The 16,828-nt window shown below is 65.1% G+C and carries 16 protein-coding genes; 7 read left to right on the forward strand and 9 right to left on the reverse strand.

Going from position 1 to position 16,828, the window contains the following annotated elements; all coding sequences use genetic code 11:
- The 4 genes from M9924_19460 to M9924_19475 form a co-directional block, all read right to left on the reverse strand.
- On the reverse strand, window positions 1-987 hold the full coding sequence (locus M9924_19460; GenBank protein MCO5066564.1) for an ABC transporter permease: 987 nt from the start codon (window positions 985-987) through the stop codon (window positions 1-3).
- Window positions 984-1,964, reverse strand: coding sequence for an ABC transporter permease (locus M9924_19465; GenBank protein ID MCO5066565.1), 981 nt, complete (start codon window positions 1,962-1,964; stop codon window positions 984-986). Before M9924_19465 ends, M9924_19460 begins: the two co-directional genes overlap by 4 nt.
- Window positions 1,964-3,505 (reverse strand): sugar ABC transporter ATP-binding protein, encoded by a 1,542-nt coding sequence (locus tag M9924_19470; protein ID MCO5066566.1) that lies wholly within the window; start codon window positions 3,503-3,505, stop codon window positions 1,964-1,966. The genes M9924_19465 and M9924_19470 overlap by 1 nt, the downstream gene beginning before the upstream one ends.
- A 66-nt stretch (window positions 3,506-3,571) precedes the next feature.
- Window positions 3,572-4,696, reverse strand: coding sequence for a sugar ABC transporter substrate-binding protein (locus M9924_19475; GenBank protein MCO5066567.1), 1,125 nt, complete (start codon window positions 4,694-4,696; stop codon window positions 3,572-3,574).
- Between the two features lie 379 nt (window positions 4,697-5,075).
- Here M9924_19475 and M9924_19480 point away from each other — a divergent pair, with 379 nt between their 5' ends.
- Window positions 5,076-5,285 (forward strand): tautomerase family protein, encoded by a 210-nt coding sequence (locus tag M9924_19480; protein ID MCO5066568.1) that lies wholly within the window; start codon window positions 5,076-5,078, stop codon window positions 5,283-5,285.
- A 107-nt stretch (window positions 5,286-5,392) separates the two neighbouring features.
- Complete coding sequence (locus M9924_19485; protein MCO5066569.1) at window positions 5,393-6,391, forward strand: LacI family DNA-binding transcriptional regulator; 999 nt, start codon at window positions 5,393-5,395, stop codon at window positions 6,389-6,391.
- Here the strand turns inward: M9924_19485 and M9924_19490 are convergent.
- The 5 genes from M9924_19490 to M9924_19510 all read right to left on the reverse strand — a co-directional run bounded on the left by M9924_19490 (window position 6,366) and on the right by M9924_19510 (window position 12,023).
- On the reverse strand, window positions 6,366-7,367 hold the full coding sequence (locus M9924_19490; protein MCO5066570.1) for an ABC transporter permease: 1,002 nt from the start codon (window positions 7,365-7,367) through the stop codon (window positions 6,366-6,368). The genes M9924_19485 and M9924_19490 overlap by 26 nt on opposite strands.
- A complete protein-coding gene (locus M9924_19495; protein ID MCO5066571.1) occupies window positions 7,364-8,368 on the reverse strand; it encodes an ABC transporter permease in 1,005 nt (334 codons plus the stop codon). Before M9924_19495 ends, M9924_19490 begins: the two co-directional genes overlap by 4 nt.
- Window positions 8,365-9,855, reverse strand: a complete 1,491-nt coding sequence (locus M9924_19500) for a sugar ABC transporter ATP-binding protein (GenBank protein ID MCO5066572.1) — start codon at window positions 9,853-9,855, stop codon at window positions 8,365-8,367. Before M9924_19500 ends, M9924_19495 begins: the two co-directional genes overlap by 4 nt.
- A gap of 179 nt (window positions 9,856-10,034) precedes the next feature.
- Window positions 10,035-11,039 (reverse strand): substrate-binding domain-containing protein, encoded by a 1,005-nt coding sequence (locus tag M9924_19505; GenBank protein ID MCO5066573.1) that lies wholly within the window; start codon window positions 11,037-11,039, stop codon window positions 10,035-10,037.
- 246 nt (window positions 11,040-11,285) lie between these two features.
- Window positions 11,286-12,023, reverse strand: coding sequence for a FadR family transcriptional regulator (locus tag M9924_19510; GenBank protein MCO5066574.1), 738 nt, complete (start codon window positions 12,021-12,023; stop codon window positions 11,286-11,288).
- Between the two features lie 160 nt (window positions 12,024-12,183).
- Here M9924_19510 and M9924_19515 point away from each other — a divergent pair, with 160 nt between their 5' ends.
- From M9924_19515 to M9924_19535, 5 genes are all read left to right on the forward strand, one after another.
- Window positions 12,184-13,155 (forward strand): TRAP transporter substrate-binding protein, encoded by a 972-nt coding sequence (locus M9924_19515; protein ID MCO5066575.1) that lies wholly within the window; start codon window positions 12,184-12,186, stop codon window positions 13,153-13,155.
- 88 nt (window positions 13,156-13,243) lie between these two features.
- A complete protein-coding gene (locus M9924_19520; protein ID MCO5066576.1) occupies window positions 13,244-13,795 on the forward strand; it encodes a TRAP transporter small permease in 552 nt (183 codons plus the stop codon).
- Window positions 13,792-15,084 carry a TRAP transporter large permease gene (locus tag M9924_19525; protein ID MCO5066577.1) on the forward strand — a complete coding sequence of 431 codons (1,293 nt, stop codon included), beginning with the start codon at window positions 13,792-13,794 and terminating at the stop codon, window positions 15,082-15,084. Before M9924_19520 ends, M9924_19525 begins: the two co-directional genes overlap by 4 nt.
- 35 nt (window positions 15,085-15,119) lie before the next feature.
- On the forward strand, window positions 15,120-15,881 hold the full coding sequence (locus tag M9924_19530) for a glucose 1-dehydrogenase (protein MCO5066578.1): 762 nt from the start codon (window positions 15,120-15,122) through the stop codon (window positions 15,879-15,881).
- Window positions 15,882-15,909: 28 nt separating this feature from the next.
- On the forward strand, window positions 15,910-16,827 hold the full coding sequence (locus M9924_19535) for an SMP-30/gluconolactonase/LRE family protein (GenBank protein ID MCO5066579.1): 918 nt from the start codon (window positions 15,910-15,912) through the stop codon (window positions 16,825-16,827).
- Window position 16,828: the final 1 nt, after the last annotated feature.

Genomic DNA, 16,828 nt, shown 5'->3' on the forward strand with positions numbered 1-16,828 from the left:
TCAGCGATCCGCCGGGGTGCGCCCGTAGAGCAGCAGCATCAGCACGATCACCAGACCGTAGATGATCTGGCGACCGGCCTCCGGCATCTGCATCACTGACAGGATGGATTGCAGGAGCGTGATGAGTATTGCGCCCGCGACGGTGCCGAGATAGGAGCCGCGCCCGCCGAGAATGGAGGTGCCGCCCAGCACCACGGCGGCGATGGCTGGCAGCAAATAGGCGTCGCCCATCGACTGCGCCGCCTTCGAGGCATAGCCCGCGAGCAGCACGCCGCCGAAGGCCGAGAGCGCCCCGGCGATGGCGAAGGCGGCCATCACCACGCGCCGCGTGTTGACGCCCGACAGGTAGGCCGCGCGCTCCCGGTTGCCGATGCCGTAGACGACGCGCCCGAAGCCGGTGCGGGTGAGCACGAACACCATCGCCGCACCAAGTGCAGCCCAGATGATGACGGCATTCGGAATGCCCGGTATGAACGAGCCGGTTGCAATATAGCGCATGGCCCGGGTGGCCGAATCCTGTGGCGAGAAGCCGCCCGTATAGACGACCATGACGCCTTGCGCGACTGCGTTCGTGGCAAGCGTGACGATCATCGAGGGAATGCGCAGATAGGCCACACCGACGCCGTTGACGAGGCCGATCAGCACGCCGCACAATATGCCGAAGGGGATCGCCAGCGCCTCGCCCGCCGGGCCGTAGGCGGCGGCCGCGCAGGCCATCATCGCTCCCGCCGTCACCGTCCACGGCACCGAAAGGTCGATCTGGCCGAGCAGGATGACCAGCATGGTTCCGGTCGCAATGACGCCGAGGAAGGAGGCCACCTTCAATTGCTGCAAGAGGTATTCCGCCGACAGGAAACTCGGGGAATAGAGGCTGCCGACGACCAGCAAAAGCAGGATGCAGCCGAAGGCCGTCAGCACGGCGGGGTCGAGGCGGCGGATGAAGGCCGGCAGGCGTTGCTTCAGGGGTGCGCTCGTCACCTGTGTCACAGGAACCACTCCAGCCTGTTGCGCACCCTGAGAAGGGCAAGCGCCCCGATGCTGACCGCCGCGAGCAGGATCAATCCCTGGAACAACGGCTGCCAGAGCGGATCGAGGTCGAACACGAACAGCAGGTCGCCGATGGTGCGGAACGCCAGCGCGCCGAAAATGGCGCCGATGGCGCTGCCCTTGCCGCCGAACAGCGAGACGCCGCCGAGCACCACCGCCGCGATGGAAAACAGCGTGTAGGCGTTGCCGCTCGCATAGGCCGCTTCGCCCGTATAGGTGAAGAAGGTGAGGAACAGGCCGCCGATGGCCGCGACCAGCCCGGCCAGCGTGTAGGCCAGGAACTTGCCGCGCCGGATCGGCATGCCCGACATGTAGGCCGCCGCCTCCGACGAACCCGCCGCATAGGCGGCGCGGCCATAGACGGAGCGGCTGAACGGCACCCAGACCAGAAGCACCGTTGCGGCAAGCACGATCAGGCTGGCGGGCACCACGCCGAACACGCGGCCCGTCAGCGCATCGGCGAGGTCCTCGTTGACGGAGCCGCCCGGAAAGGGCCGGAGCAGCAGCGCAAGGCCGAAAAAAATCGCCCCCGTGGCGATGGTCGCGACGATCGGCTGGAGCCGTCCGTAGATGACGATGGCCCCGTTGAGGGCGCCGCAGGCCGCGCCCGCCGCCAGCACCACCACCACGCCGAAGGCGGTTTCGAGCGGCGTGCCGAGCACCAGCCACGAGGCGATGCAGTTGGTGAGCAGGAAGATCATGCCGACGGACAGGTCGATGCCCGCCGTGATGACGACCAGCGTCTGCGCCATGGCCACGAAGGCCAGCAGCACGCCCTTGTTGGCTGCCGTCTGCGCGACGCTCGCCGACAGGCCCGCCGGATGGTTCGACGTGTAGATCGCGAACATGACGAGGAAGATCGCCAGCGCCGCCAATGTGCCGCGCTCTTCGGCCAGCCGGTAGTTCCAGTCCTTCATCAGGCGGCCTCCCCGCGTTGCGGCTCGCCGGAGCCGACATTGAGCGCAGCCGCGATCAGCGCATGTTCGGTGATCTCGTCGCCGCCGAGTTCGCGCTTGACGCCGCCGTCATAGAGCACAAGCACCCGGTCGCAGCAGCCGATGAGTTCGGCATAGTCGGTCGAATAAAACAGGATCGCCGCGCCTTCGTTCGCGAGGCGGCGCAGCAACTGGTAGACCTCCTGCTTGGTGCCGACATCGATGCCCCGTGTCGGGTCGTTGAGCAGGATGATGCGCGGGTCGCGCATCAGCCATTTGGCGATGACGACCTTCTGCTGGTTGCCGCCCGACAGCGAGGCGACCGGTGCGTCGAGGCTGCCGGTCTTGATCGAGAGCAGCTTCACCATGCGCTCGATCAGGTCGCGCTCCCGCGCCGTGTCGATCACGCCCGCTCTGCCGCAAAGCCGGTCGAGCGAGGCGAAGGACAGGTTTTCGCGCACCGTCATGGGCAGCAGCAGCCCTTCCGTCTTGCGGTCCTCGGGTATGAGCGCCATGCCGATGCCCTGCCTGCGCGCCTCGGCGGGGCTGCGGATGTCGACGGGTTTTCCATCGGCCAGCACCTCGCCCGTCAACCCGTGCAGCACGCCGAACAGGGCCAGCAGGAGTTCGCGCTGCCCTTGCCCGTCCAGCCCGCCCAGGCCGACGATTTCCCCCGGTCGCAGCGCGAAGGAAATGTCATGCAGACGGTCGGTCCAGCCGAGATTGCGGATTTCCAGCACCGGCGGCCTGTCCGGCACACGCTCCGGCTTCGGCGGATAGACATTGCTGTATTCACGCCCGATCATCATTTCGATGACCTCGTGGTCGCTCCTTGTGCCCGCCACGTAGCTGGCCACCTTGCGCCCGTTGCGGAACACCGTGCATTCGTCGGCAAGCTCGGCGATCTCGTTCATGCGGTGCGAAATGTAGAGCAGCGCCAACCCTTCCGAGCGCAGCCGCTTCAGTACCTCGAACACCTTGGACACGTCGGAGGCGGTCAGCGCGGACGTCGCCTCGTCGAGCACCAGAATGCGCGGCCTGCGAGCCAGCGCCTTGGCGATCTCCACCATCTGCCGCCGCGACAGCGGCAGATCCTTCACCAGCGCCAGCGGATGGATGTCGGGAGCGCCAGCGCGCGCCAGCGCCTCCTCGGCCAGCCGCCGCTGCGCTTTGCGGTCGATCATGCCGAAGCGGGTCGGCGGGTTCGAGATCACGATGTTGTCGGCGACGCTGAGGTCGGGAATGAGCGACAGTTCCTGGAACACGCAGACAATGCCCGCATCGTTGGCCGCCGCCGGGCCGGAAAAGCTGACCTGCCTTCCGTCCAGCAACATGCGGCCTTCGTCGGGCGCAACGACGCCCGACATGATCTTGATGAGCGTCGATTTGCCCGCGCCGTTTTCGCCGAGCAAGGCGTGGATGGTGCCGGCGCGGACGGAAAGCTCCGCATCGGCCAGCGCCCGGACCCCGCCGTAGCGTTTCGATATCCCCGCCATCTGAAAGAGCGGCGTCGCGCTTTCCATGCCTCTCTCCAGGATTTCAGGTCGAAGTCGGAAGGCACCGCAAGACGCGATGCCTTCCCTGAAGGACTACTGGTTTTCCTTGGTCTGCCCCATGATTTCCTGCGCGGAGAAATTGATGCCGCATGAGGGGAACGAGTTGCCGACGAAGAAATTGTCGGATTCGCTCGGGAAATAATCCTGGCCTTCCTTGAAGTCCGGGTCGGAGACGATGGCCAGCGGAAGCTTGACCTCCTGCGGCACGACCTGTCCCTCAAGCGCGGCGATCGCCGTCTTGACGGCCACCGCGACCTGCGCCGGGCCGGACCCCGCCGACGTGCATTTCAGGCCCTCGCCCGCATATTTCGCGCAGAACTTGCGAAAGCCGTTTTCCGTCTCGCCGCCGAACGGCACGAAGGGATGCTTGGCGTCTATCATCGCCTGGACGATGCCCGTGTCGCCGCCCTGCCCGGTGATGCCGTCGAAGGGGCCGCTGGTGGCGATGGCGTCCGCCGTGACCTTCTGGGCCACGCCGTCATCCCACTTGCCCATGACTTCGGTGACCTCGAACTTCTTGCCCGATGCGTCGAGCTTTTCATGGATGCCGTTGTGGCGGTCGGTGTCGACCGACGTGCCCGCCACACCGCGCACCTCAAGCACCTTGCCGCCGTTCGGCAAATGGTCCACCAGCCAGTTGCCCCAAAGCTCGCCCAACCCCTTCTGGTCGACATTGACGTTGATGGCGTCCTCGGTGTCGAGAATGTTGTCGAAGGCGACCAGCACGACGCCGGCTTCCTTCGCGCGCTTGATGACCGGCGTGAAGGCGGTCGGGTTCTGGGCGTTGACGACGATGGCGTCATAGCCGGAATCGATGAAGTTGTTGATCGCCGAAATCTGCGCCGGAACGTCCTCGCCCGTCGAGACGACCTTGAACTCCTTGAGCTTGGCCGCGACCTCCGGCTGCGCCGCATAGGCCTTGGCCGTCTGGATCATCTGGATGCGCCACGTATTGGCGATGTAGCCATTGGCCAGTGCGATACGGTATGGCCCGTCTTTCTTCGGGAACTTGAAGAATTTCGTATCTGCCGCCCAGGGGGCGAAGCAGTCCGGTTCGGCCGCCGGGCCGGACACGACTTCCGGTTCGGCGAAGGCGGCAGAACTGAGCATGAAAAGAGCCGTGGCGGCGACAATGCCACCGGCGAGTGCTTTAACCATCGACATTTCCTCCCTTTTGGCGCGCGCCCAGCGCCGCGGACCTCCAGTTGGGGCCCTGCGTTTCCAGACCGATTTTCGACCTTTCCCGGACCAAGGCGCGTTGCTTGCCCGGCGGCCACCGACCAGCGCTTGGTCTCCTCCCAGAACGCGGCGACATTCATATGGTAGCGTTACCATTTTGGCTTGTAAAGACGCTTTCGAAAGCCCGATGGAAACGCACCGTTTCAGAAAAAACCATTTGTTTTCTGTTATATAGCGTGAATTATCCTTGACTTTCCGTTTACCTTTCGCTGTGATAGCGCTACTATTTCACAGCCATCACATGGCATGCGGGCGAAGTTGCGTTTCGCGGCTTGCGGCCCTTGAGGGAGGAACTGAGATGCCATTTGTGCGCGTCACCATCGTGCGCGAAACGCTCGCGGACGACCCTGCGGGCAAGAAGGCGAGGGTTAGCCGCAAGATCGCGGAAGCGATCTCGGAGGCGACCGGCCTGCCGCAGCATGAGATTTCGATTGTCTTCGATGAAATCGACGCCGCAAACTGGTATGTGGGCGCCAACGATGTCGAGACCTTGCGCTTCAGGACATGACGAAAGTTTCAGACGTGGCGAAGGACCCCGCCCAGACGCAAACGGGCAGCGCGCGCAAGGCGAGCCGTCGCGGCGGGGGCCGCCCGACCATCGCGGACGTGGCGCGGATGGCGGGCGTCGCCACGACCACCGTGTCGCGCGCCCTGCGCGACCCGTCGCTCGTGTCCGCCGAACTGCGCGGGCAGATCGATTCCGCCGTGGCGCGGCTCGGCTACATGCCCGACCCGAATGCGCGCGCGCTGGCCTCCTCGCGCGCCGACGTCATCGGCGTTCTGGTGCCTTCCCTGACCAACATCGTCTTTGCCGACATCGTGCGCGGCATCCATGACGAGCTGGGCGAAAGCAGGTTCCAGATCCAGATGGCCAACACGCATTATTCGCCGCATGAGGAGGAGCGACTGGTCAGGACCTTCCTCGGCCAGCGGCCCTCGGCGCTGATCGTGTCGGGCATCGACCAGACGGACATCACCCGCAAGCTGCTGGAAACCGCCGGCTGCCCGCTGGTGCAGATCATGGAATATGCGCGCGACCCCGTGGACATGCTGGTCGGGTTCTCGCATTTCGACGGCGGCAGGGCGGCCACCGCGCACCTGCTTGATGCGGGCTATCGCCGCGTCGGCTTTGTCGGCGCGCGCATGGACCCGAGGTCGCAGCGCCGCCTTGCAGGCTACAGGTCGGCGATGGAGGAGGCCGGGCTGTTCGACCCGCAACTGGTGACCACGACGCCGACGCCGTCCAGCGTTTCGCTTGGCAGCCAGTTGCTGGCCGACGCGCTGGCCAAGGCGCCGGACCTCGACGCGGTGTTCTGCAACAATGACGATCTTGCGCTCGGCGTGCTGTTCGAATGCCAGCGCTCGGCGATTCCCGTGCCGCAGAAGATGGGAATATGTGGCTTCAACGATCTGGACATGATGCGCGTCGCCTATCCGTCGCTGACCAGCGTGCGCACGCCGCGCTATGAGATCGGGCGCCGCGCCGTGCGCATGGCGCTGAGCCGCATTGCCGGCGAAAATGTCGAGGAAGGCATTATCGATCTCGGCTTCGAACTCAAGGCGCGCGAAAGCACGGGGCGCAACCGTTTCAGTCAGGATCGAGCCGCGTATTGAGCATGATGGCGGCAACGATGATGAGGCCGCTCACCGCGTCCTGAAGATGCGGCGAGATGAGAAGGATGTTCATCAGGTTCGACAGGCCGACCAGCAGCAGCGTGCCCGCGAAGGCATTAAGCACAGTGCCCTTGCCCCCCGCAAGGCTGACGCCGCCGATGACCACCGCCGCGATGGTTTCCAGCAAAAGGTCTCCGCCCGACCGCGGCGCGACCGAACCGGTGCGGGCGAGGAACAGCAGCCCCGCAATACCTCCGAGCAGGCCGCTCGCCGTATAGGCGAGAATGGTGATGCGTGCGACCGGAATGCCGGACAGGGCCGCCGCGCGCGGATTGCCGCCCGACGCATAGAGCTGCACGCTGAACTTGCTGCGCGACAAAAAGAGGCCGAGGCCGAGCGACAGGCCGAGGAAAACATAGACCGGCAGCGGCAGGCCGAGCACCTTCGTCTGGCCGAAGCGCTCGTAGAAGGCGTCCGGGTAGTGGACCGGCGAGCCGCCGGTCGCCAGCATGGCGAGCCCGGTCAGCGCAAGCGACATGGCAAGGGTCGCGATGAAGGCCGGTATCCTGAGCTTCACCACCACGAGGCCGTTGATGAAGCCGGCGAGCGCTGCCCCTGCGATGGCGATCAGGATCGACGGCAGAAAGCCGAGATAGGGCAGGATGCCGGAAAAATTCATCATGATCTGCCGCTCCGAGCCGCCCGCGCCCATGACCACGGCGGCGAGGATCGCCACGGCGGCAATCGACAGGTCGATGCCCGCGACCAGCATGACCAGCGTCTGGCCGAGCGCCAGCACGCCGAGCACCGAGCTTTGGAACAGGATGATCGTCAGGTTGGAGGGTGCGAGGAAGCGACCGCCCGTGGCGAGGCCCGCCAGCGCGATGAAAACCAGCAGCGCCGGGATGATCGCGTTGCCGGCCAGCGCCCTGCGCCAGCCCATGCCTGCCGCCACGCTCGCCGAGCCAGGTGTCATGCGCTCCTCCGGTAGATCTTGCGGCCCGCCTTGCGGTTGCGGAAGATGCTGAGGCCGACCGCCGCCACGATGACGCCCGCCCTGACGATGTCCTGATAGAAGGGGTCGAGGCCGCTGAGGTTCATGACGTTGGCGATCATCTGGTAGATCATCACGCCCGCCATGGCGCGCATCAGTCGCCCCTCGCCACCGAACAGGTTGACGCCGCCGATGACGATGGACGCGATGGTGTCGAGCTCCCAGCCCATGCCGCCGAGCGGCACGCCGCTTGACGAGCGCACCACCATGACGACGCCGGTCAGGCCGCTGAGCAGGCCGGAGGCGACGTAGACGCCGAGCTTGATGCGGTCCACCGCAACGCCGGCCAGACGCGCCGTCACCTCATTGCCGCCGACCGCGTAGAGATGCAGCGCCTGACGCGTCAGCCGCAGCCACGCGACGGCCACGGCAAGGGCCGCGAACCAGACCAGCGTCGGCGTCGACAGCATGCCCACCGAAAAGCCGCGCAGCGCGGCGACCGTCGCGTCGTTGACCAGTATGCTTTTCTCCGAGATCGACAGCGCGAGCCCGCGCGCGATGCCCATCATCGCCAGCGTGGCGATCAGCGGCTGGACGCGCCCTTTCGTGATGACGAGGCCGTTGAACAGGCCGCAGGCGCCACCTGCAAGGACCGCAAGCAGCGCCGCCGGGACGAAGCCGAGGCCGACGAAATGCGCGAACACCAGCGAGGAAAAGGCCATGACCGCCGCGACGGACAGGTCGAAGCCTCCGCTGACCACGACGAGGAACTGAGCGATGGCGAGCAGCCCGAGCAGCGCCGACTGGGTGAAGAGATTGCCCAGATTGTTGAGCGTGGGAAAGGCGGGGATGAAGAGCGAGGCCAAAAGCGCGAAACCGACGAGGATGACGAACACGTCGTTGCGGCCAAGCCATGCGCGCCAGCCGCCATGCGCGGCGATGGGGACCGTCGGGGCGACCTCAGGGGCGGTTCCGGCGCTCATGCCGCGTCCGCCCTGCGCCGCGCGCCCTGCACTGCGTAGCGCATGATCTCGACCTGATCGGTGCGCGCCGCGTCAAGCTCGGCGGCGAGCCTGCCCTGTGACATCACCAGTATGCGGTCGCTGAGCGCCAGCAGCTCCGGCATTTCGGACGACGCCATGATGACTGACATGCCCTTCGCGGTCAGGTCGCGCACAAGCTGGTAAAGCTCGAACTTGGCATTGACGTCGATGCCGCGCGTCGGTTCGTCGAGCAACAGGATGCGGGTGCCCGACGCCAGCCATTTGCCGATCACCACCTTTTGCTGGTTGCCGCCCGAAAGCGTGCGCACGAACTGGCCGAGCGACGGCGTCCGGATCGAAAGCCGCCCGACGAGTTGCGAGGCGAGCGCGGCCATCCTGCCGCGCGCCAGGATCGACAGGCGCGACAGCCGGTCGAGCACGGGAAAGGTGATGTTCTCGGCAACCGGGCGGCCGAGCACCAGCCCGCTTTCGCGCCGCTCTTCCGGCACCAGCCCGAAGCCCAGCCGGATCGCCTCGATGGGCGAGCGCACCGTCACCGCCCTGCCCTCGACGGCGATGCTGCCGGCATCCGGCCTCGTCACCCCGAACAGGCATTCCAGCACCTCGCTGCGGCCCGCGCCGACGAGACCGGCAAGGCCCAGCACCTCGCCCCGGTGGAGATCAAAGCCGATGTCCTCGAACTGGCCGTTCACGGTCAGCCCGCGCACCGACAGGACAATGTCGGGCGTGCTTGAGGAGGCCGCGCGCGCCTCGGCGTCGATGGAGCGGCCAACCATCGCCTCGATGAGGCTTTCCTTGGTGACTTCGGCGATCGGGCGCGTCGCGACATGGCCGCCGTCGCGCAGGATCGTCACGCGGTCGGCAATCGCCATGATCTCGTCCAGCCGGTGCGAGACATAGACCATGCCGATGCCGCGCCGCTTCAACTCCTTCAAAAGCGCGAACAGATGGCCGATCTCATTGTCGGTGAGCGCCGCCGTCGGTTCGTCCAGCACGAGGATGCGGATGTTGCGCGACAGCGACTTGGCGATCTGCACGAGCTGGCGCTGCGCAGGCGCAAGGTCGCGCACGATGGCGGTGGGCGAAAATGCGAGCTTGAGTTGCGCGAACAGGTGGTCCACCTCGCTCCGCATCTCCTGCTTCTTCAGGATCGCGCCCGCCTCGACCCGTTCATGGCCGAGAAAGATGTTGTCGGCTGCCGACAGCGCGGGCACGAGGTCGGCCTCCTGGTAGATCATGCCGATGCCGAGCCGGTGGCCGAGCGCAGGCGTCAGGCCGGGGAAGATTTCGCCCGCGATCTCGATTTCGCCGCTGTCGGGGGTCTGCGCGCCGGTCAGCACGCGCATCAGCGTGGACTTGCCCGCGCCGTTCTCCCCGATGAGGCAATGCACTTCGCCGGGCATGAGGTCGAAATCGACGCCGCGCAGCGCCTGCACGCCGGGAAAGGTCTTGACGATGGCCCGCATATGCAGAAGCGCCGGCCCGGCCTTCCGCGCGTCAGAGCCTGCTTTGTCAGTCCCAGCGGTATAGGTAGATGGGTGCTGCATGCGCGGTCAACCAGATGCGAGGGACGGCGAGCACACTATAAGGCCCGCCGTCGAAGCCCGAAACCCGCGCCGTGGGCGCGGGTCCGGACCGGGAGGCTTCAGCAGCAGCCGACGCCGAGCTTCTTCAGCTCTTCGATGCGCTGCTCGACGCGGGTCTTGTTGGCAGGCGAATTGGCGTCGAAGGTTTCCTTCGGCACGAACACCAGCGGCTCGACCGTCTTGCCAGCCTTGTAGTCCTCGAAGGCCTTCACGGAGTCCGCTCCGAAGAAGGGCGGCGTCTGCACGGACTGCACCATCTCGCCCGCGAGAATGGCGTTCAGGCCGTCGACCGTGCCGTCCTTGCCCCACACCCAGCCGAGCAGCTCGGTGCGGCCCGCCGCCTTGATGGCCGCGATGGCGCCAAGGGCTGCGTCGTCATTGTCGGCGATCACCACGTCGACGCCGTTCGGGAAGGCCTGCAACATGTCTTCCATGCATTTGCGGCCACCCTCGCGCGAATTGCCGCTGTCGCAGCTGGAGAGCAGCTTGATGTCAGGATTGGAGGCGAACACCTCTTCCATGCCCTTGCCCTGGTCGATGACCGGCGAGGCGCCGACATTGCCGGTGATGTGCAGCCAGTTGCCCTTGGCCGCGCCCTTGCTCGCCTGCAACTTGGCGACCACGTCCTGAGCGGCGCGCTTGCCGGAATCCACGAAATCGGTGGTGATGACCGAAATCCAGCCATCCGTGCCGGCCTTGCCCGGCAGGTTGCGGTCAACCACCAGCAACGGCACGCCCGCCTTCGAGGCAAGGCCCGGAACCGGCGCCAGCGCCTCATATTCGATCGGCGCGATGATCAGCACGTCCGGCTTGCGGGCGAGCAGGTCCTCGACATCGGCAAGCTGCTTGGCCGGATCGGATTCCGCATTGGTCCACACGAAATCGTAACCGGCGTCCTTCCACGCCTGCTCCATCTCCTTGGTGTTCATGACCCGCCATTCATTGGTCATCTCTGCCTGAGAAAAGGCGGCGAGGCCCTTGCTCTGGGCGAATGCGGGGGCCGCCAGCGCCACGGTCAGCACACCGAGCGCGGCAATCAGCCTGAAATAACGCGTAACGGACATTTCCTCCTCCTTCTCCTCGCCCGGACCGCTCGCCGGGCGTTCTGGATCGTCGGCGGAGCGACCGGGCGTCGCCTCCTCCCGCCATCGATAACTGGTGCCGGTGCGCGGCCGACCGGCGCAGTGCGCCCGGTCGTCGTCCGGCCTTTTCCTATTTGTATTACTATATGTGTAGTTTCTGTCAAGAGATCGCAGCGCGCGAATCGCTCCGCGCCTTTGGTGGCCCTTGGGAATGCGCTGCGCAGTCGCTCAGGCGACCGGCATTTTCCGCGCGGCGGCAGACGTTGCGTGCCGGATTCGCTCGATGTCGCTCGACGCGTTGCCGAGCAATGTCAGGGCGGCGGCGCGCGCAAGGTCCGGCTTACGCGCGAGGATGGCGTCGAGCACGTCGCGATGCTCCACCAGCGCGCGCGGGCGGTGGGACCCTTGCGCGGCGATGGCGAACATCTGGCGCAGGCCGAAGCTGAAGAGCTGGCCGATCGGCCAGAAGAACTCATTGTGGGTGGCGAGGTAGATCGAGCGGTGGAAGGCGAGGTCGGCCTCCACCCACGCCTCGTTGCTCTCGCCGGCGTCAACCATTGCCTGGAAATCGCGCGAAAGCCGCTCATGATCGACTGAATTCGCCTCAATCGCCGCAATTGCACAGGCTTCCGGCTCAGTGGCGCGGCGCAACTGGAACATTTTCCGAAGGTAGGTCTCGATATCCGTGACGTCCACGCGCCAGCGCAGCACGTCAGGATCGAGGTGGTTCCAGTGCGCCGGATCGCGGACCTGTGTGCCGCGCTTCGGCTTCGAATCGACCAGCCCCTTCGCGACGAGACCGCGCACCGCCTCGCGCATCGCCGTGCGGCTGACGCCCAGCATCTCGCAAAGCTGGACCTCCGACGGCAGGGCCTGGCCGGGCGCGAAATCGCCCCGCACGATGGCCAGCCCCAACTGGTCGGCCACCCGCACGTGAAGTTTCAGAATCGCAGCGTCGAGCTTCATGTTTCCCGCATTTCCACGCGGCGTCGAAAACGCCGCTTCAATCAATGGGTTTGTCCCGGGCAATGACCGGTTCCGGGAAAATAGCTTGCCACGTCCGACTTGACAATGTTTGTGGTATTGTATGAGTTATTATGGCCGAAGGCATCATTGGGAGGAAACAATGAGATTGACAAGCTGCACGGTTGCGGCCGTTCTGGCCACGAGCATTTCAGCCCAGGCCGTGGAATTGAAGCTCTCACATTCGAGCCAGGCTTCGCTGGCGTCGGAGCTTCACACGAGCGCATGGCTCTTCCAGAATTACATGCGGGAATTCGGACCCGATTTTTCCGTCACCATCTATCCGAACAACCAGCTCGGTCAGGAGCGCGAGGTCTATGAGGCCATGCAACTCGGCTCCGGGGCCGATTGCGCAATTTCCGGCACAGCCATATTGGGCAATTTCAACCAGAAGATCGGCGTCTTGGACCTCCCCTTCCTGTGGAAGGACTATGGCCATGTGGATCGCGTCCTCGATGGCGAGGTGGGCGACGAACTGAAGGCGAGCCTGCGCGAATCCGGTTTCGAGGTCGTGGCCTGGCTGGACAGCTGGGGCTACCGCAATGTCGCCAGCAAGAAAGCGGTGTCGAATGTCGGCGACCTGGCGGGGTTGAAGATCAGGACGATTCCCACCGACACCTATGTCGAGGCGGTCAATGCGATGGGCGCCAACGCAACGCCCATGGCGTTTGGCGAGATCTACACCGCGATGGAAACGGGTGTGCTCGACGGTCTTGAGCATAGCGCCGCGATGGTGCTGGCGAACAAGTTCTACGAAGTCGCCGGCAACTACACGCTGACCCGGCACCTGTTCGGCCCCATGGTATTCGCCTGCTCCACGACCTATTTCAACGCCCTGTCGGAAGATGACCGCAAGACGCTGCTGGAGGCGGCCCAGTTTGCCAGCGATGTCGAGCGGGCGCTCGCCCCGGTTCGCGAGCGCAAGGCGATCGAGGCCCTGAAGGCTGCGGGCATGACCGTCAACGAGATCGACGTGACGCCGATCCTTGAGAAAGGCACCGCCGTGCAGGACAAGCTTGCGGCCAAGCTCGGAGCCACCGACCTGCTGACCAAAATCCGCGCGGCGGCGGATTGACGCGATCCAGGCCGCGTCACCGCGCCCGGTGGCCCCATGGTCAGCCGGGCGCGGCCGCGCCGGTCGCGGGACGTCCGGGAGGGTGTTCATGCCAGAACCAGCGATCAGCACGACGAAAGATCGCCTCAACGGGGCCGACCTCGGCGAAACCCTCGTGCGCGGCCCGGTGGGAACCGCATTCTTCTGGATTCACCGCGCGGTCGAAACCTTCGTCGTCGCCCTTTTCGTCGCGATCGTCCTTGTTGCAGTGATGCAGGTCGTCAACAGGTTCTTCCTCGGACGTTCGCTGAGCTGGTCGGAGGAGTTCCAGCGCTACGGCCATATCTGGCTGGTTTTTCTGGCGGTGCCCATCGGCTACCGGCGCGGTGCCCATATCGGGGTGGATTTTCTGCAGAGCGCGCTTCGCGGCAGGAAGGCGGAGATTTTCGCGTGGGTGCTCGACCTCGCATGGCTGGCGCTCGGCGTCGTGCTCATCGTATCGACATCGATGTTGATGGGGGTGGCCTGGCGCCAGCACAGCCCCGGGGTCGGCTGGACCATGGACAAGGTATATCTCGGACTGCTTCTTGGCGGGGTCTACCTGTCGCTGGCGGTCGTGGACAGACTGCTCCAGAAGGTCATGGGGACACGAACGGCATGACGCTGATCGCGCTCCTGATCCTGCTTCTCATCCTGGTCGGCGTCGGCTTTCCGGTGCTGCTTTCCATCGGGCTAACGAGCGCTGCGGGCATCCTGCTGATCCCCGGCGTCAACTTCGCGATCTTCGCACAACGCACGTTTGCGATGGTGGATTCGTTCAGCCTGCTCGCCCTGCCCTATTTCATCCTGGCGGGCGCGTTCATGTCCCGGGGAGGGTTGTCGCAGGCATTGGTGAAATTCGCCCAGACACTGGTCGGACACCTGCGCGGCAGCCTCGGCATCACCAGCGTGGTCGCCTGCACCGCAATGGCCAACGTGTCCGGCTCGTCAACGGCGGAAGCTGCCACAATCGGTTCGATCATCATTCCGGAGATGAAGAAGCAGGGCTACCAGTCCGGCCTTGCGGCCACCATCGTCGCCTTTTCCGCCATTATCGGTCCCATCATCCCGCCTTCCATGACCATGATCGTGTATGGAGCCATGACGGGCGTATCGATCGGCGGCCTGTTCCTGGCGGGCATCGTGCCCGGCCTGCTTCTTGCGCTGGTGCTGTCCCTGTTCATCCGCTTTCTGGCGCAATTGCCGGGATATCCCGCGCTGCGATACCGCACGCCCCGCGCCACGCTGCGCGAAGTGCTGCGCGGCATACGGGGCGCTTGGGTGGCCCTGCTCGCCCCCTTCATCATTCTGGGCGGCATTTTTGCGGGCGTATTCACCGCCACGGAGGCGGGGGTGGTCGCCTGCCTCTATGCCGTTGTCGTCAGCATGTTCATTTATCGCGAGATCGGTTTCCGTGAAATCCCGCGCATCATTCTCGACGCCGCCGTGACCACGGCCATGGTCGTCGGCATCATCGCAGTGACCGGCGCGCTTGGCTGGATCCTGAGCTATGTCAGCTTCAACCAGACAGTGCTCTCCACATTGCAGTCCATCTCAGGCAACCCGCATGTGGTGCTGATCCTGATGCTGGTCATCATTCTCGTGCTGACCATGTTTCTCGAAAGCCTCGCTGTGCTGATCGTATTCGTGCCCGTGGCCACATTCGTCAGCCAGGCCTATGGATTCGATCCTCTGCATATCGGTATACTGATGGTCGTCACCAACCAGATGGGCGCGCTCACTCCCCCCGTCGCCGTATTGCTGTTCATCACGAGCGCGGTCGCCAAGGCCCCCTATACGGAAACCGTGAGGCATGCCGTCCCGTTTCTGGGACTCCTGAGCGTGTACCTGCTCATACTCGTTGCCTTTCCGCAGATCAGCACGACATTGCCGAGAATGCTCGGCCACTAGGAAGGTTTTGAAGAAATTGTCAGTTGGAGAAAAGAATGTTTGACGATCTCAAGGGCAAGGGCGTGCTTGTCACAGGGGCCAGCACCGGCATCGGCGCGGCGGCGGCAAAAGGCTTCGCGCAGGCGGGCGCGAAGGTTGCGATCCACTACAACAAAAGCGAAAAGGAAGCGCGGGCGGTGGCCGCCGACATCGAGGCGGCGGGCGGCACCGCTGTGCTGATACAGGGCGACCTCGGCGACCCGGCCGAAGGCCGGAAGGTCGTCGAGAAGGCTGCGGCGGCGCTCGGGCGGCTGGACGTTCTGGTCAACAATGCCGGCTCGCTCATCAGGCGCATGCCGTTTCAGGAGCTGGATCAGGCGCTTTACGACGCCGTGATGAACCTGAACGTGCGCTCTGTGATCACCGCATCGCAGGCCGCCATCCCCCTCATCGAGGCGCAGGGCGGCGGCGCGATCATCAATCTCGGATCGATCGCGGGCAATGACGGCGGCGGGCCGGGCTCCGGCCACTATGCCAGCGCCAAGGCCTATGTGCACAATCTGACGCGGCACATGGCCCGCGAACTCGGCAGCCGCAACATCCGGGTCAATGCCATCGCGCCCGGCGTGATCGCAACGCCGTTCCACGCCGCGACGCCGCCCGAGCGGATGGAAGCCATGCGCAAGGCCGTGCATCTTGGGCGGATCGGCGAGCCGGAAGATTGCGTCGGCCCGATATTGTTCCTCGCTTCTCCGGCTGCCAGCGGTTACATCACGGGGCAGATACTGCACGTCAACGGCGGCCAGCTCATGCCCTGACGACGGAACGGATTTCGGGAGGAAAGCAATGTCCGCAGCCGACTACCAGATACTGGACCCGCGCTTCGCGCGCCTGTTCAACTCCAATGCCAATGTCGAAAAACTCTACACCGGCTGCCGCTGGGCGGAGGGAGCCGCCTGGTTCGCCGCCGGGCGCTACCTTGTGTGGTCCGACATCCCGAACAACCGCATGATGCGCTACGACGAGACGGACGGCTCGGTGAGCGTGTTCCGCCACCCCTGCGGCAACAGCAACGGCAACACGGTCGACCGCCAGGGACGGCTCGTCACCTGCGAGCATCAGGGCCGCAGGGTGAGCCGCACCGAGCATGACGGCACGGTCACCACCATCGCCGACCGCTGGAACGGCAAGCGGCTGAACTCGCCGAACGACGTGGTGGTCCGCTCGGACAGCTCGATCTGGTTCAGCGACCCGGCCTATGGCATCGAGACGGACTATGAGGGCGACAAGGCCGAAAGCGAGATCGGCGCCTGCCATGTGTACCGCGTCGATCCGGCAAGCGGCGCGGTCGTGGCGGTGATCACCGACATGGTCAGGCCGAACGGCCTCGCCTTTTCGGTAGACGAGCGCACGCTCTACGTCTCCGACACGGGCCGCACGCACGGCGCAAACAATCCGGCGAACATTCGCGCCTACGAGGTTTCAGCCGATGGCGGCAGCGTGTCGGGCGGCAGGGAGTTCGCGGCCTGCACGGCGGGTCTGTTCGACGGCTTCCGCCTCGACACCGAAGGGCGCATCTGGACCAGCGCCGGAGACGGCATCCACTGCTACGACCCCGACGGAACGCTGATCGGCAAGATCCTCGTGCCGGAGGTCGTCGCCAATTGCGTCTTTGGCGGTGTCAAGCGCAACGTGCTCTACATCTGCGGCACGACATCGCTTTATGCCGTGCGCGTCATGGTCAACGGCAACAAGACCTATTGAG

The organism is Rhizobiaceae bacterium, from assembly GCA_023953835.1.
Taxonomy (GTDB): Bacteria; Pseudomonadota; Alphaproteobacteria; order Rhizobiales; family Rhizobiaceae; genus Mesorhizobium_G.

What these genes read in the sequence shown, in the direction of transcription:
- M9924_19465 (MCO5066565.1), bottom strand. Translation starts at nt 1,964, where the DNA reads ATGAAGGACTGGAACTACCGGCTGGCCGAAGAGCGCGGCACATTGGCG.
- M9924_19470 (MCO5066566.1), bottom strand. Translation starts at nt 3,505, where the DNA reads ATGGAAAGCGCGACGCCGCTCTTTCAGATGGCGGGGATATCGAAACGC.
- M9924_19475 (MCO5066567.1), bottom strand. Translation starts at nt 4,696, where the DNA reads ATGGTTAAAGCACTCGCCGGTGGCATTGTCGCCGCCACGGCTCTTTTC.
- M9924_19480 (MCO5066568.1), top strand. Translation starts at nt 5,076, where the DNA reads ATGCCATTTGTGCGCGTCACCATCGTGCGCGAAACGCTCGCGGACGAC.
- M9924_19485 (MCO5066569.1), top strand. Translation starts at nt 5,393, where the DNA reads ATGGCGGGCGTCGCCACGACCACCGTGTCGCGCGCCCTGCGCGACCCG.
- M9924_19490 (MCO5066570.1), bottom strand. Translation starts at nt 7,367, where the DNA reads ATGACACCTGGCTCGGCGAGCGTGGCGGCAGGCATGGGCTGGCGCAGG.
- M9924_19495 (MCO5066571.1), bottom strand. Translation starts at nt 8,368, where the DNA reads ATGAGCGCCGGAACCGCCCCTGAGGTCGCCCCGACGGTCCCCATCGCC.
- M9924_19500 (MCO5066572.1), bottom strand. Translation starts at nt 9,855, where the DNA reads ATGCGGGCCATCGTCAAGACCTTTCCCGGCGTGCAGGCGCTGCGCGGC.
- M9924_19505 (MCO5066573.1), bottom strand. Translation starts at nt 11,039, where the DNA reads ATGTCCGTTACGCGTTATTTCAGGCTGATTGCCGCGCTCGGTGTGCTG.
- M9924_19510 (MCO5066574.1), bottom strand. Translation starts at nt 12,023, where the DNA reads ATGAAGCTCGACGCTGCGATTCTGAAACTTCACGTGCGGGTGGCCGAC.
- M9924_19515 (MCO5066575.1), top strand. Translation starts at nt 12,184, where the DNA reads ATGAGATTGACAAGCTGCACGGTTGCGGCCGTTCTGGCCACGAGCATT.
- M9924_19520 (MCO5066576.1), top strand. Translation starts at nt 13,244, where the DNA reads ATGCCAGAACCAGCGATCAGCACGACGAAAGATCGCCTCAACGGGGCC.
- M9924_19525 (MCO5066577.1), top strand. Translation starts at nt 13,792, where the DNA reads ATGACGCTGATCGCGCTCCTGATCCTGCTTCTCATCCTGGTCGGCGTC.
- M9924_19530 (MCO5066578.1), top strand. Translation starts at nt 15,120, where the DNA reads ATGTTTGACGATCTCAAGGGCAAGGGCGTGCTTGTCACAGGGGCCAGC.
- M9924_19535 (MCO5066579.1), top strand. Translation starts at nt 15,910, where the DNA reads ATGTCCGCAGCCGACTACCAGATACTGGACCCGCGCTTCGCGCGCCTG.